The organism is Anaerocolumna cellulosilytica (genome assembly GCF_014218335.1).
In the GTDB taxonomy this organism is placed as follows: Bacteria; Bacillota; Clostridia; order Lachnospirales; family Lachnospiraceae; genus Anaerocolumna; species Anaerocolumna cellulosilytica.
In genome coordinates this window covers 3,232,067-3,247,357 of the sequence record NZ_AP023367.1, presented here as the reverse complement: position 1 = coordinate 3,247,357, position 15,291 = coordinate 3,232,067, and the positions used below count along the sequence as shown (strand labels likewise).

Sequence of the window (15,291 nt, the reverse complement as noted above, 5' to 3'; positions counted from 1 at the left end):
AGATGGGAGTTATTATGATAGAACAAAAACCGGTTAAGATTACTGAAACAATATTACGGGATGCACATCAGTCTTTAATTGCAACCAGAATGACTACAGATCAAATGCTTCCTATTATTGAGAAGATGGATAAAGTTGGGTATCATGCCATAGAATGTTGGGGCGGTGCTACTTTTGATGCCTCTCTGCGTTTTCTGAAGGAAGACCCATGGGTTAGGCTTCGGAAACTAAGGGATGGCTTTAAGAATACGAAGCTGCAAATGTTATTCAGAGGGCAAAATATCTTGGGATACCGCCATTATGCAGATGATGTAGTGGAGTATTTTGTACAAAAATCCATAGCAAATGGAATCGATATTATACGTATTTTTGATGCTCTCAATGATACGAGAAATTTAGAATGTGCAGTAAAAGCTGCTAAAAAAGAAAATGGTCATGCTCAAATAGCTATATCCTATACATTAGGTGAAGCGTATACTACAGAGTATTATATAAACCTTGCAAAAGAAATTGAAACGCTTGGAGCTGACTCTATATGTATAAAGGACATGGCAGGCTTACTGGTGCCTTACGAGGCAGCAAATCTTGTGACAGCCTTAAAAGCAGCCGTTAGTTTACCAATTGATTTGCATACTCACTATACCAGCGGCGTAGCTGCTATGACCTACATGAAGGCAGTGGAAGCTGGTTGTGACATTATTGATACAGCAATGTCACCCTTTGCTATGGGCACCAGTCAACCGGCTACAGAGGTTATGGTTGAGACCTTTAGAGGAACTCCGTATGACACCGGATTTGACCAGCAGCAGCTTGCAGAAATTGCAGATTATTTCCGCCCTATAAGAGATAACGCTTTAGATACAGGATTATTAAACCCTAAGGTTATGGGGGTTGATATTCAGACCCTCTTATATCAGGTGCCTGGAGGAATGCTGTCTAATTTGGTATCCCAACTTAAGGAACAAAAAGCTGAGGATAAATATTATGAGGTCTTAAAAGAAATTCCGAGGGTTCGAAAAGATTTTGGGGAACCCCCTTTAGTTACGCCTTCCAGTCAGATAGTTGGTACGCAGGCAGTTTTAAATGTAATTGCGGGTGAGCGTTATAAGCTGGTTACGAAAGAAACCAAAGCGGTTCTTTCGGGAGAATATGGTAAGACGGTAAAAGAATTTGATCCTGAAGTACAAAAGAAAGTGATTGGGGATGTGCAGCCTATAACTTGCCGTCCAGCCGACTTATTACAACCGGAATTGCCTAAGTTGGAAAATGAAATCAAGCAGTGGAAAGAGCAGGATGAGGATGTGTTATCCTATGCATTGTTTCCGCAGGTTGCGATGGAATATTTTAAGTACCGTGAAGCACAAAAATCAAAAATGGATATAACCCTTGCTGATACTGAAACGAAAGCATATCCTGTTTAGAAGGTTGAATAATTAAATATAAGTCAAGGGTTATTTAACCTTGTCACAAAAAATCCAGGACAGATAACTTCTGCCCTGGACTTTTTATGGCTTGCTAAATGTCAGAATTTATCAGCATAAAAAAACTTTGAACTCAAAGTATGATTACAGTATAATAGGTAACATGTAATTTATGATTTATAGATGAGAGTTTAAAATTCTTAAAATGGGTTATATGATATATCAATGATATAAGGAATGAGTTCTGTCCTCATATCCATATGGAAAAATAGCTTTTATACATTACAATGGAGGATTAGGCAATGGATCAGTTAAAAGCATATAAGAAGGGATTTGAATATTCCTATTCTTTAGGAGCATTTCCAACGTACGAACTTATAAAGAGCAGACCGGAAAAGGTTATAGCAGTGTATACACATTCCAGTTATACAGATATGGAGAGTATAACAAAGTTATGTAATGAAAATGATATCCCAATGAGGAGAGATGATAAATTATTTCATAAAATAAGTGACAAAGAGAATTGCTTTGTTATCGGAGTCTTTGAAAAATATGAATCAATCCTTGCGAAAGATAAATCCCATATAGTGCTGGTTAACCCCAGTAATATGGGGAATTTGGGAACAATAATGAGAACTGCGCTGGGACTGGGAATAGAGGATATAGCACTTATTACTCCGTGTGCTGATATATATAATCCTAAGACAGTGCGAGCTTCTATGGGGGCTTTGTTTAAACTTAGATTTCATCACTTTGATAATTTTTCCGATTATCGTCATGAATACCATAAGCAGGATGTATTTACATTTATGCTCAATGGAGAGAATACCTTAGAAATACAAAACTGCCCAAAATCAGAGTTATTTTCACTAGTCTTTGGTAATGAAGCTACGGGGCTTGACGATTCATTTTTAAAAGAAGGTACAAGTATATGTATCCCTCAGTCTCCGGAGGTAGATTCATTAAATATAACGATAGCGGTCGGAATCGGGACCTTCTTATTTACTCATCAAAAGTGATAATAAAATCTGAATTACTTCTTGGCAAAGCTTAAAAATATAATTATACCGTTATGAACGGGTTAAATATATTTGATTAGTATGTAAAGAAAAATAATTTCTTTTGTGGATATTTTTACTGTATTACTTTAAAAGTGATTAAAATGTATGAGTACAAATGTGCCTTTATTATATGAGAGAGCAGATGAGTTTATCGAAGTAAGAATTTTTTATCCTAAATTGATAATTTTTTCTGTCAAGCATTTTTGAGAATGTCCTAATAAATTTTAAACATTAGCACCAGCTGTGGCTGGTGCTTTTATCTATTTAAGCAGGGACTTCATCATTCCAGTGGTGTTCCTGCATTTTAACAAAACGCCAGAATTCTTGCCTTCTCCAAGGATGATGCATCCCTGGTATCTTCCGCTTTATTGTTTTATTCTGCGACAGCGTAAGATCAAAGTTTTTTGATATTTTCTCATGTGACGGAATTGCTTCTAGCGCATAAATACTCTCATCTATACAACAGTATTTATTACCGTCAAATGCTTCTATTACCATTGCCTTTGTCCCCTTATAAAAGTGTACCTGATGCCCGTTCTTATCAAGTGTCTTAAAATACTTATTTTTAAACTTCAAACAGTGTCCATTATCTATCTTTCTTTCTGTAAGAACAGAAAGAACAAGATTTATTTCTTCTAAAACGGGTTGCTTTTCAAAGACAGATTTGATAAGATTGGTCTCTAGAGCAAACTTGGCATTGTATTCTTTTATGTAGGAGTTTAAGAATGCATTTGCTTCGCTAAGTGTGTTTATGCCTGCCAGGCGTAATTCGACTGGTAGGCGAGATTGTAAGGTTTGGAACAATCGTTCCACTCGACCTTTTGCTTGTGGTATACTGCTGGTCTTGATTTCAACACCTAGCTGTTTACAAGCATAAGCGAATTGTGTGTATGTGTCCTCTTCGATAGAAGGGGCGTTTTTTTGTTTATATTCAAAAACTGTACGGTTATCGGTAAAAAATAAATAGGGAATACCATACTCAGTAAGTACTTGATGAAACACATTGTAGTATCCTTTTAAAGTTTCTTGTTCATCAAAGTAAGCACCGACAATAGTACCAGTTGCATCATCGACAGCGATGTGAAGCTGAGTTTTCGTATCACCGAACCACAAGTGGATCGAAGCATCCATTTGAAGCATTTCGCCAAAATAAGCACATCTAGGACGTCTGGAATGTGCATCCTCGATTGCAACGATATTGGATTGCAACTCTGCTAGTATCTTTTTAGATTTAGTTTGTGTTTTCAAATGTTTAAGTTTTAGTTTGGTTTTTCTTTTTTTTGATCGGGTAGCTTTTGGAGAAAGAATATATTCTTTTTCTAAAATAGAGTTCAATGTAGATACAGAAATAGAAATTCCCTCATACTTCTCTAGAAGCTCGATACAATGAGTAAAATTCGTATCGAAGTACTTACTACGATATAAATCTAGGACAGTTTGCTTGGTTTCTTTTGAAAGAGCATGAGCAGGAGTCCGACCTCTGTTTCCATGTATAAAAAAGGATTTACCATCACGTTTATATCCTGCAATCATTCTATTGATATGTCTTTCGGTGCAACCGATCTTCAAGGCAGCATTCTTTTTATTTCCGTTTGTGTCTACTAACTTCTTTATTACTTCATAACGTTTTTCTTCATTCATAGTCAACTTGACCTTTCTCATAATGTCTCCTCATCTGTAAGTCATGAGGATATAGTGTAACATGGATTACTCATTTGGGACATAATCACTTGTGGTTACTTAAGACATTATCAAAAATGGTTCAGATTTTTATCCTAAATTGATAATTTTTTCTGTCAAGCATTTTTGAGAATGTCCTAATAAATTTTAAACATTAGCACCAGCTGTGGCTGGTGCTTTTATCTATTTAAGCAGGGACTTCATCATTCCAGTGGTGTTCCTGCATTTTAACAAAACGCCAGAATTCTTGCCTTCTCCAAGGATGATGCATCCCTGGTATCTTCCGCTTTATTGTTCTATTCTGCGACAGCGTAAGATCAAAGTTTTTTGATATTTTCTCATGTGACGGAATTGCTTCTAGCGCATAAATACTCTCATCTATACAACAGTATTTATTACCGTCAAATGCTTCTATTACCATTGCCTTTGTCCCCTTATAAAAGTGTACCTGATGCCCGTTCTTATCAAGTGTCTTAAAATACTTATTTTTAAACTTCAAACAGTGTCCATTATCTATCTTTCTTTCTGTAAGAACAGAAAGAACAAGATTTATTTCTTCTAAAACGGGTTGCTTTTCAAAGACAGATTTGATAAGATTGGTCTCTAGAGCAAACTTGGCATTGTATTCTTTTATGTAGGAGTTTAAGAATGCATTTGCTTCGCTAAGTGTGTTTATGCCTGCCAGGCGTAATTCGACTGGTAGGCGAGATTGTAAGGTTTGGAACAATCGTTCCACTCGACCTTTTGCTTGTGGTATACTGCTGGTCTTGATTTCAACACCTAGCTGTTTACAAGCATAAGCGAATTGTGTGTATGTGTCCTCTTCGATAGAAGGGGCGTTTTTTTGTTTATATTCAAAAACTGTACGGTTATCGGTAAAAAATAAATAGGGAATACCATACTCAGTAAGTACTTGATGAAACACATTGTAGTATCCTTTTAAAGTTTCTTGTTCATCAAAGTAAGCACCGACAATAGTACCAGTTGCATCATCGACAGCGATGTGAAGCTGAGTTTTCGTATCACCGAACCACAAGTGGATCGAAGCATCCATTTGAAGCATTTCGCCAAAATAAGCACATCTAGGACGTCTGGAATGTGCATCCTCGATTGCAACGATATTGGATTGCAACTCTGCTAGTATCTTTTTAGATTTAGTTTGTGTTTTCAAATGTTTAAGTTTTAGTTTGGTTTTTCTTTTTTTTGATCGGGTAGCTTTTGGAGAAAGAATATATTCTTTTTCTAAAATAGAGTTCAATGTAGATACAGAAATAGAAATTCCCTCATACTTCTCTAGAAGCTCGATACAATGAGTAAAATTCGTATCGAAGTACTTACTACGATATAAATCTAGGACAGTTTGCTTGGTTTCTTTTGAAAGAGCATGAGCAGGAGTCCGACCTCTGTTTCCATGTATAAAAAAGGATTTACCATCACGTTTATATCCTGCAATCATTCTATTGATATGTCTTTCGGTGCAACCGATCTTCAAGGCAGCATTCTTTTTATTTCCGTTTGTGTCTACTAACTTCTTTATTACTTCATAACGTTTTTCTTCATTCATAGTCAACTTGACCTTTCTCATAATGTCTCCTCATCTGTAAGTCATGAGGATATAGTGTAACATGGATTACTCATTTGGGACATAATCACTTGTGGTTACTTAAGACATTATCAAAAATGGTTCAGATTTTTATCCTAAATTGATAATTTTTTCTTGACATTCTGCTTAAAATCTTATATACTACCACCTGTAAAGAAAATAACTTTACAGGTGGTGTTTTTCTATGGATTCTATAATGGATGAAAAACTGAAAGAGAAAGTGGAGCTTTCCATATTATTTGACTTTTATGGTGAATTGTTAAAAAGCCATAACAAGCACATATTTGAAGACTATATATTAAATGACTTGTCATTAAGTGAGATTGCGCAGGAGCAGGGCATCAGCAGACAGGGTGTATATGATATAGTGAAACGTTGCAGCAAGCAATTAAGGGAATGTGAAGAAAAACTCTGTCTGGTGAAAAAGTTCGAGAGAACGAGGAAAATGGTAAGCCGGATTAAGGAACTTTCCTTACAGGGGAAGGACTCTCAGAACCGAGTTTATTTTGATGAAATAATAAAACTATGTGAAAACATATCAAGAGATTTATAGAGAATTAATTAGGAGGTTCTGGCATGGCATTTGACAGCCTTTCTGAAAAACTACAAAATGTATTTAAGAACTTGAGGGGAAAAGGACGTTTATCCGAAGCAGACGTAACCACAGCCCTAAAAGAAGTTAAGATGGCACTTTTAGAGGCAGATGTTAACTTTAAAGTGGTTAAAAACTTTATAAAGACCGTACAGGAAAGAGCTGTTGGTCAGGATGTTATGTCCAGCCTTACACCCGGCCAGATGGTTATCAAGATTGTGAACGAAGAAATGGTTAATCTGATGGGTTCAGAAACTACGGAGATAGCTTTTAAGGCGGGAAATGATATAACCGTAATTTTGATGTGTGGTCTCCAAGGTGCCGGTAAAACCACTACTACGGCTAAATTAGCAGGGAAATTCAAGTCAAAGGGTAAAAAGCCTTTGCTTGTAGCCTGTGATATCTATAGGCCGGCAGCTATTGAACAGTTAAAAATTAATGGGGATAAACAGGGGGTTCCTGTATTTTCCATGGGTGATAAACATAAGCCTGTGAATATAGCCAAGGCAGCCATTGAACATGCCGTTAAGAATAATCACAATGTTGTTATTCTAGATACAGCCGGACGTCTTCATATTGATGAAGACATGATGAACGAATTAATTGAAATTAAAGAGAACATCGAAGTATTTCAGACCATACTTGTAGTAGACGCAATGACCGGACAGGATGCAGTTAACGTGTCTGAAATGTTTAACAACAAAATCGGTATTGACGGCGTTATTATAACAAAATTGGATGGTGATACCAGAGGCGGAGCAGCACTGTCTATCCGTGCAGTTACCGGCAAGCCGATTCTTTATGCCGGAATGGGTGAGAAGCTTACAGATTTGGAACAGTTTTATCCAGATCGTATGGCATCCAGAATTCTTGGTATGGGGGATATACTGACATTAATTGATAAAGCTCAGGCAGAAATTGATGAAGATAAGGCCAAAGAATTAGAAAAGAAATTTAAGAAATCAGAATTTGATTTTAACGATTTTTTAGATTCCATGCAGCAGATAAGAAAAATGGGTGGCATTGGAGATATTTTAAAAATGATGCCTGGCATGGGTGGTGGACAGCTGAAAGATGTTGATATAGATGAAAATGCATTGTCTGGAGTGGAAGCAATTATATTTTCCATGACAAAGGCTGAGAGAGGCAATCCAGATATTTTAAATACATCCAGAAAAAAAAGGATTGCGCAAGGTGCCGGCGTTGATATCAGTGAGGTAAATAAGCTGGTAAAACAATTTGAACAAATGAAAAAATCAATGAAACAGTTTTCAGGCCTAATGGGTGGTAAAGGCGGTAAGAAAGGTCGGTTTAAATTACCTTTCGGATTTTAGTTAATTGTTATGTTATATACCTTTGTGTTATAACTTTTACAATAAAAGCTTAATATAAATATTTATATTGAGGATATTATTTTAAGGAGGTGAATACAGTGGCAGTAAAAATCAGATTAAAGAGAATGGGACAGAAAAAAGCTCCTTTCTATAGAATCGTTGTTTCAGATTCCAGATCACCTAGAGATGGTAAGTTCATCGAAGAAATAGGTACTTATGATCCAACACAGGAACCTAGCGCTTTCAACGTTAATGAGGAAGCAGCAAAAAGATGGTTATCCAACGGTGCTCAGCCTACAGAAACAGTTGGTAATTTATTTAAAAAAGCCGGTATTTCAAAATAATTAACTGCATAAATTAACGGTTTTGGTGCTTACAAAGATTATACGAAATGGTATAGATAGTACATCATTGTATTATTTATACTATGCAGTATAATGCATTTCACATTCCGATGGAGGTGAAGAGTAATGAAAGAATTAGTTAAAGTAATTGCTACATCACTCGTTGATCACCCTGAAGAAGTTGTTGTAACTGAGAAGGAAACCGATAAGTCTATTATTGTTGAATTGAAGGTGGCCCCGGAAGATATGGGTAAGGTCATTGGAAAGCAAGGTCGTATTGCCAAGTCCATTCGAACAGTTGTAAAAGCAGCAGCTACAAAGGATGACAAAAAGGTAGTCGTTGAGATACTACAATAAGTTTTAAATTATCAATCAATAAAAATCGGTTGCAATTAGCAGGCGGTTTTGTTAACAGTGGACGAGTTCCTTCACGTCTTTGCTAACGCATTATTGCAAGAACCCAGTATCGATAAGGTTTGCCTTTCAATCTTGGGTTCTTGTTTTGCATATCGTAATTAAGTGAAGATTAAGATTATATGCTATCATAGAAAACAGCAGTAAGTATTCATGCTGTTTAATTTCATAAAAGAATTAGTTTAGTTGTATGAATATTAAAAGAATGGATTGGAGCTGTAATGAATAATTATTTGCGTGTTGGTGTAATATCTGCCACCCATGGTATTAGGGGTGAAGTTAAAGTTTATCCTACTACAGATGATATAAATCGTTTTAAACAATTAAAGCAGGTATTTCTGGATACAGGAAAAGAATATATAGAACTTGAAATCGAGGGTGTAAAGTTTTTTAAGCAGTTAGCCATTCTTAAGTTCAAGGGAATTGATAATATAAATGATATTGAAAAATATAAGGGCAAAGATCTGCTGGTAACCAGAGAAAATGCTGTTAAATTAGAGAAAGATGAATTCTTTATCTATGATATATTAGGTTCTGCTGTGATTACAGATGAAGGTCAGGAATTAGGAGAACTGGTAGAGGTCATGGCAACCGGTGCCAATGATGTATATATTGTTAAAACAAAAGAAGGAAAAGAGATTTTACTACCTTCTATTAAAGAATGCATCCTTGATGTAGATGCCCAGAATAAAGTAATTAAAGTACATCTGATGCCCGGATTGCTGTAGAGGCTGGTATCCGGTATCTGATTGAATGAAAAATTTCGTAAGAAAGGAATGCCAGTTAACATTCATTCAATCTGTTTATGGCAATGGAACTATAGATTTTATAGAATCCAGGTAACGGAGATATTCATGAACTTTCATGTTTTAACCTTATTTCCTGATATGATTAAGCAGGGAATTGATACAAGCATAACTGGAAGAGCACTTTCCAAAGGACTGATATCCTTAAATACTATTGATATCAGAGACTTTTCGGAAAACAAGCATAACAGAGTGGATGATTACCCATATGGCGGAGGAGCCGGAATGGTAATGGCAGCCGGTCCGGTCTATAGGGCTTACCAGTCGGTTGTGTCAAAAATTACAGAAGAAAAACAGGCAAAAAATAGAGCGGTAAACGCCCCAAGGGTCATTTACCTTACGCCTCAGGGCGGTGTTTTTAGCCAGCCACTTGCTGAAGAACTTGCGAAAGAAGAAGACGTGGTTTTTTTATGCGGTCATTATGAAGGTATTGATGAACGGGTGCTGGAGATGATTGTAACAGACTATGTATCCATCGGTGATTATGTACTGACCGGCGGGGAGTTGCCGGCTATGGTAATGATTGATGCAGTAGCAAGACTTGTTCCGGGAGTTTTAAATAATAACGCTTCAGCGGAATTTGAATCTTTTCAGGATAACCTTTTAGAATATCCCCAGTATACAAGACCTGAGGTGTTTATGGAAAAAAAGGTACCGGATGTTTTATTGTCTGGACATCATGCCAAAATAGATAAGTGGAGACGGGAGCAATCCATACTTCGAACGGCAAAAGTACGGCCAGACCTCTTGAAAAAGGCTGTTTTAACAAAAAAAGAGCAGGAATTTCTGAATTCGGTAAAAGATATAGCAAAGGAACAGGGCATATAAGAAACTAATTAAAACATAAAACATTAATAAGACTTGGAATAAGTAGTTTGGAATGGCTGATAAAACCACCAGGAACAGTAAAAATGGATTATGTAATCAAGACAAACGCATGAATATATTTAAAGGTTTATAAGAATAAGGGAAAAGTGTATAATCATTCCAAGGGGGATGAAAAAATGCACAAGACATTGAAATATTTAGAACAAGTAGAAGATTTAAGACAGAAGAAAAAAATTCTTTACAAGATGAGTGATATTATAGCGCTGGTATTCTTTGCAATGCTGGCAAATGCAGACGAATGGATAGCAATAGAAATATTTGGGAAAGAACATGAGAAGTTTCTGCGAAGATATTTGGAGCTTCCAAACGGCATTCCTTCTCACGATACGATTCAACGTGTATTTAGCATGGTATCCCCAGAGTTTCTTCAGAAATTCCAACTGCTTTGGAATGAGATGCTAAGTAGCGGAGAAGGAGAAAAAATCAAAAAAATCCTCGCCATTGACGGAAAAACACAATGTGGAAATAGGAACAAAGACCAGAATGCAAACCATATTGTCAGTGCAGTGGACGAGAAAGGAATCTGCCTTGGGCAAAAGCGAGTAGAAGAAAAGACCAATGAAATTACAGCGATTCCTGAACTGCTTGACGATTTGAACGTGAAAGGTCATATCATTACAACGGATGCAATGGGAACGCAAACGCAGATTGTAAAGAAGATATGGAAAAAGAAAGCCGATTACGTGCTAGCCCTAAAAGGAAATCAGGGAAGACTTCATGAGGATGTGAAATTATATTTTGATGATGTTGGATTATTGGAGCAGTGTGCCTATACAAAGACAATAGAGAAAGCGCGAGGCGGCATAGAGAAGCGCGAATACTGGCAGAGTGTAGATATTGCATGGCTAGAGCAGAAGAAGGACTGGGCAGGGCTGAAATCCATTGCAATGACACGCAATACTATAGTCAGAAACGAGGTAGAGATAACGGAAACCCGATATTTTATAAGTAGTCTACCACTAGAGGTCAGCGAAATTGCCCGAGCGATTCGGGGACATTGGATGGTGGAAAGTTTTCATTGGCATCTGGATGTAACCTTTCGAGAGGATGACAACCACACCCTTGAAAAGCAGGCAGCATTTAATTTAAATATCATGAGAAAACTGGCATTGAACGTATTAAGGATATATGAATTAAGGAAAACGCCCATGAGCCTGAAAATGAAACGCTTTGCAATTGGAACGAATCCTGAAAGACACTTGGAAAACATTCTGAATCTGTAATACTTAAAAAAGATACATTCAAGTGCTTGTTAATAGAACACATTCATGCGTTTGTCGTGATTATGTAATGTAAAGTACTTGCAATCTTTCTTATAATATGATAAAGTAAGATGTTGTGAGATGGGATGGTCCTCTGATACACCGCTTAACTAATGTATGGACATGGTATACATATCCTGGAGCAAGGTATTAAGAACATCTAAATTTTAAGGAGGTCACAAAATGAACAATATTATTAAGAACATTGAAGCTGCTCAGCTTAAAAGCGAAATTACCAGCTTTAACGTTGGCGATACTGTAAAAGTATACGCTAAAGTAAAAGAAGGTAACCGTGAGAGAACACAGATTTTTGAAGGAACTGTTTTAAAAAGACAGAATGGTGGTTCAAGAGAAACATTTACTGTTAGAAAATCTTCTAATGGTATCGGTGTAGAAAAAACTTGGCCGTTACATTCCCCAAGTGTGGAAAGAATCGAAGTTATCAGACGCGGTAAAGTTAGAAGAGCTAAGTTAACTTATTTACGTAACAGAGTAGGTAAGAAGGCTAAAGTTAAAGAAATCATTAAATAATATTAACAACATGAAGCATTGGAAGGGACAACTACTTAGGTATTGTCCCTTTTTAATCATATAGGAAAGAACATTGGGATTAAATTACATATGATTAATCCGGCAAGGTTATTCCTATAATTTATGAATAGGCAGACATATATCGGTAATACCGGATAAATATATAGGAGTCAGTTATGGAATTTGATTTTGATAGGGAAAACAGAGGTCCCGTTGTAAAAAAGATAGCGATTAAAATTTTTATTTGGATCCTTCAAATCGCTGCGGTTATTTTATTCGCTTATTTAATAACGAATTACGCTTTGGAAAAAACAACAGTTCTGGGTAATTCTATGGAGCCAACCTTAGTGGAGCAGGATAAAATTATTATTAATAAATTTGCATATCGCTTTGCTAGACCCAAGAGATATGATGTAGTAGTATTTAAGCAGACCAATAAGGAACACAGCTATTTGAATATCAAGAGAATTATAGGGTTGCCCGGCGAGACGATTCAGATTAGTGGAGGCAGTGTCTTTATCAATGGAACGGTTTTAGCAGAGCAGATACCAGTTGAGGCTATGGTAAACAGCGGGCTGGCAGAAGAAGAAATAACCCTTGATGAAAATGAATATTTTGTGTTAGGTGATAACCGCAATAGCAGCGAGGACAGTCGTTTTGCCAATATAGGTAATATACTGGCAGATGATATTATCGGAAAAGCCTGGATAAGATCTAATGACTTTGCCTTTATTTCAAACCTAAATGTAATCAAGGAGGAAAAATAATGCACTTTCAATGGTATCCTGGTCATATGACAAAAGCAAAACGTATGATGCAGGAGGATATGAAATTAATTGATGTAGTAATCGAGTTGGTAGATGCCCGTGTTCCGTTAAGCAGTAAGAATCCGGATATTGACCAGCTTGCTAATAATAAATACAGGGTAATTCTTCTAAACAAATATGATTTGGCAGATTCTGCGCAGACAGAAAAATGGAAGGAATATTTCGAAAAACAAGGTTACTTTGTAACGATGGTAAATTCTAAAAATGGCAATGGAATACGTAGAGTAAATGATATTGTTGTTACAGCATGTAAAGAAAAAATTGAAAGAGATCGTAAGAGAGGCATATTAAACCGCCCTCTAAGAGCTATGGTAGTTGGTATCCCCAATGTAGGTAAATCTACCTTTATTAACAGTATTGCAGGTAAGGCAGCCACAAAAACAGGTAATAAGCCAGGGGTAACAAAGGGAAAGCAATGGATTAAGCTAAACAAAACCATTGAATTGTTAGATACTCCGGGTATATTATGGCCTAAATTTGAGGATCAGTCTGTAGGATTGCGACTTGCTTTTATCGGTTCTATTAAGGAAGAAATATTAAATATATATGAACTTTCTATAGAGCTGATAGCGTTCTTGTCGACACACTATAAGGGCTGTCTGAATGGTCGTTATGGTATAGAAGAGCAGGAAACAGCTGAAGGAAATTTAAGTGCAATAGCGGAAAAAAGGGCTTGTAGATTAAAAGGCGGAGAATTAGACTTAAATAAAGCAGCCGGTTTTGTGACGGATGATTTTAGAAATGGAAGACTAGGAAACATTACCTTGGAATTTCCGCCAGAAGTAGAAGAAACTCTAACAAAAGCTGCCTCTGAATTAGAGGATAAGATATAAAAAAAGTCTGTATGACAGGATAAAATAAAAAAAAGATAGGTGATTACGTTGGAATTAACTATTACAGCTATTAAAAATGAATTAGAACTAACAGGTATTGATAAACTACCCGATATAATCAATAAGTACCGAGCGGATGAACGTACCGGGGTTGTAAAATTACTTGATAAATTCACAAAAAAACATGAAGGGTATGTAAAGGAAATACAGCGTACCTTTCAGATGCAGACATATGAACGTAAATATCAGGATTACCAGGCCATATGCGGAATAGATGAAGTTGGAAGAGGGCCGTTGGCAGGTCCGGTTGTTGCTGCGGCTGTCATTCTTCCAAAGGATTGTAATATACTCTATATTAATGATTCCAAACAATTGACTGAGAAAAAAAGAGAAGAATTATATGACCAAATTATGGAGCAGGCAGTTGCAGTGGGTGTAGGAAGTATTCCACCTGCAAGAATAGACGAAATAAATATTTTGCAGGCAACCTATGAAGCAATGCGGCAGGCAATCGGTAATTTATCTGTAAAGCCCGATATTCTGCTTAACGATGCGGTAACGATACCGCAAGTAGAATTAAAGCAAGTACCTATTATCAAAGGAGATGCAAAAAGCATATCAATTGCCGCCGCCAGCATAATAGCCAAGGTTACCAGAGACAGACTGATGACGGCATACGATAAGATATTCTTAGAATATGGCTTTGCTTCTAACAAAGGATATGGTGCCAAGGAACATATAGAGGCCATAAAAACGATTGGACCTTCACCCATACATCGCTTGAGTTTCCTTAAAAAATTTATAGCTGAGTAAGAATAGATGGTTCTAATTGCATGTAGTGGTGTACATAACTGTTGATTTTGACAGGAGGAATGTTATGGATTTTAAATCTAAAAATAAAGAGGTAGCCGCAGATATCCAATCAAGAACGGCTGTTGCTCTGGGTTATAATACAGAGGAGGCGGCACCTAAAATCATTGCATCCGGTAGAGGTTACCTGGCAGATAAGATACTAAAAGCAGCAGAAGTGAATAGAATACCGGTACATGAAGATAGTGGTCTGGCATCTACCTTATCAAAGCTACAGATAGGAGATTATATACCACCGGAATTATATGATGTTGTTTCGGAAGTATTGCTATTTGTAGATAATATGGATAGGATTAAAGGGAAGGTTATGGCTGAAAAGTAGCAGGGGAAAATTATTCTAAAGTGTTTCGTATTGGAGTTAAGGGGATGTATAATAAGAGGGTAATAGGTAAGCAGTATGAAGATAAGGCGAAAGACTTTCTCGTGGAAAAAGACTTTGTAATTGCTGAACAAAATTTTAAATGTCGCACTGGAGAAATTGACATAATAGCTTGGAATAAGAATTATTTAGTATTCGTTGAAGTCAAATATCGCAGTACGAAAGGGATGGGGCTTCCGGAGGAAGCTGTGAATTTTTATAAGCAGAAGAAGATAACGGAGACAGCCAGATATTATATGCATAAAAAGGGTATATCGGTAGAGACTCCCTGCCGGTTTGATGTAGTCAGTATACTGGGTGAAGATATTCAGTTAATCTCAAACGCTTTTGAGGCTGTTTAGTTTAGCGAAGCATATTATACGGATTCTAAGGATGGCAATAAGCATTGCTTATCTGGTACAGAAATAATATCAAAGTTAATGTAATAGAAAATGTATGTGAGTTAG

The 15,291-nt window shown here is 36.6% G+C and carries 17 protein-coding genes; 15 read left to right on the top strand and 2 right to left on the bottom strand.

The annotated features are described in order from the left end of the window. Nucleotides 1-14: 14 nt before the first annotated feature. Both acsn021_RS13360 and acsn021_RS13355 read left to right on the top strand, forming a co-directional pair. A complete protein-coding gene (locus acsn021_RS13360) occupies nt 15-1,421 on the top strand; it encodes an oxaloacetate decarboxylase subunit alpha (RefSeq protein ID WP_184095011.1) in 1,407 nt (468 codons plus the stop codon). Between the two features lie 302 nt (nt 1,422-1,723). Further along, on the top strand, nt 1,724-2,440 hold the full coding sequence (locus tag acsn021_RS13355) for a TrmH family RNA methyltransferase (protein ID WP_184095009.1): 717 nt from the start codon (nt 1,724-1,726) through the stop codon (nt 2,438-2,440). A gap of 306 nt (nt 2,441-2,746) precedes the next feature. On the opposite strand, the gene acsn021_RS13350 is transcribed toward acsn021_RS13355, so the two are convergent. Together acsn021_RS13350 and acsn021_RS13345 are read right to left on the bottom strand one after the other, a co-directional pair. Then, nucleotides 2,747-4,123 (bottom strand): ISNCY family transposase, encoded by a 1,377-nt coding sequence (locus acsn021_RS13350; RefSeq protein ID WP_185265013.1) that lies wholly within the window; start codon nt 4,121-4,123, stop codon nt 2,747-2,749. A gap of 226 nt (nt 4,124-4,349) precedes the next feature. Further along, complete coding sequence (locus acsn021_RS13345) at nt 4,350-5,726, bottom strand: ISNCY family transposase (protein WP_184096199.1); 1,377 nt, start codon at nt 5,724-5,726, stop codon at nt 4,350-4,352. A gap of 223 nt (nt 5,727-5,949) precedes the next feature. Here acsn021_RS13345 and ylxM point away from each other — a divergent pair, with 223 nt between their 5' ends. The 13 genes from ylxM (at nt 5,950) to acsn021_RS13280 (ending at nt 15,186) form a co-directional block, all read left to right on the top strand. Next, a complete protein-coding gene (gene ylxM, locus acsn021_RS13340; RefSeq protein ID WP_184096154.1) occupies nt 5,950-6,318 on the top strand; it encodes a YlxM family DNA-binding protein in 369 nt (122 codons plus the stop codon). A gap of 23 nt (nt 6,319-6,341) precedes the next feature. Next, nucleotides 6,342-7,691 carry a signal recognition particle protein gene (gene ffh / locus acsn021_RS13335; protein WP_184096156.1) on the top strand — a complete coding sequence of 450 codons (1,350 nt, stop codon included), beginning with the start codon at nt 6,342-6,344 and terminating at the stop codon, nt 7,689-7,691. A 98-nt stretch (nt 7,692-7,789) separates the two neighbouring features. Further along, nucleotides 7,790-8,035, top strand: a complete 246-nt coding sequence (gene rpsP, locus acsn021_RS13330) for a 30S ribosomal protein S16 (RefSeq protein WP_184096158.1) — start codon at nt 7,790-7,792, stop codon at nt 8,033-8,035. Between the two features lie 126 nt (nt 8,036-8,161). Continuing rightward, nucleotides 8,162-8,392, top strand: a complete 231-nt coding sequence (locus acsn021_RS13325) for a KH domain-containing protein (RefSeq protein WP_161839039.1) — start codon at nt 8,162-8,164, stop codon at nt 8,390-8,392. 278 nt (nt 8,393-8,670) lie between these two features. Then, complete coding sequence (rimM, locus tag acsn021_RS13320) at nt 8,671-9,177, top strand: ribosome maturation factor RimM (RefSeq protein WP_184096160.1); 507 nt, start codon at nt 8,671-8,673, stop codon at nt 9,175-9,177. A gap of 126 nt (nt 9,178-9,303) precedes the next feature. Continuing rightward, nucleotides 9,304-10,083 carry a tRNA (guanosine(37)-N1)-methyltransferase TrmD gene (gene trmD, locus acsn021_RS13315; RefSeq protein ID WP_184096162.1) on the top strand — a complete coding sequence of 260 codons (780 nt, stop codon included), beginning with the start codon at nt 9,304-9,306 and terminating at the stop codon, nt 10,081-10,083. A 176-nt stretch (nt 10,084-10,259) separates the two neighbouring features. After that, nucleotides 10,260-11,366: an ISAs1 family transposase gene (locus acsn021_RS13310; RefSeq protein ID WP_184096203.1), complete on the top strand. Its 1,107-nt coding sequence runs from the start codon at nt 10,260-10,262 to the stop codon at nt 11,364-11,366. 222 nt (nt 11,367-11,588) lie between these two features. Beyond that, nucleotides 11,589-11,936 carry a 50S ribosomal protein L19 gene (gene rplS / locus acsn021_RS13305; protein WP_184095981.1) on the top strand — a complete coding sequence of 116 codons (348 nt, stop codon included), beginning with the start codon at nt 11,589-11,591 and terminating at the stop codon, nt 11,934-11,936. Nucleotides 11,937-12,112: 176 nt separating this feature from the next. Further along, complete coding sequence (lepB, locus tag acsn021_RS13300) at nt 12,113-12,703, top strand: signal peptidase I (protein ID WP_184095979.1); 591 nt, start codon at nt 12,113-12,115, stop codon at nt 12,701-12,703. After that, nucleotides 12,703-13,596 (top strand): ribosome biogenesis GTPase YlqF, encoded by an 894-nt coding sequence (gene ylqF / locus acsn021_RS13295; protein ID WP_184095977.1) that lies wholly within the window; start codon nt 12,703-12,705, stop codon nt 13,594-13,596. Before lepB ends, ylqF begins: the two co-directional genes overlap by 1 nt. 48 nt (nt 13,597-13,644) lie before the next feature. Further along, the gene (locus acsn021_RS13290; protein WP_184095975.1) at nt 13,645-14,409 is read left to right on the top strand and encodes a ribonuclease HII; all 765 of its coding nucleotides are present in this window, start codon (nt 13,645-13,647) and stop codon (nt 14,407-14,409) included. Nucleotides 14,410-14,473: 64 nt separating this feature from the next. Further along, nucleotides 14,474-14,788 carry an EscU/YscU/HrcU family type III secretion system export apparatus switch protein gene (locus acsn021_RS13285; protein ID WP_184095973.1) on the top strand — a complete coding sequence of 105 codons (315 nt, stop codon included), beginning with the start codon at nt 14,474-14,476 and terminating at the stop codon, nt 14,786-14,788. 44 nt (nt 14,789-14,832) lie between these two features. Then, the gene (locus acsn021_RS13280) at nt 14,833-15,186 is read left to right on the top strand and encodes a YraN family protein (RefSeq protein WP_184095971.1); all 354 of its coding nucleotides are present in this window, start codon (nt 14,833-14,835) and stop codon (nt 15,184-15,186) included. The last annotated feature ends 105 nt before the right edge of the window (nt 15,187-15,291 follow it).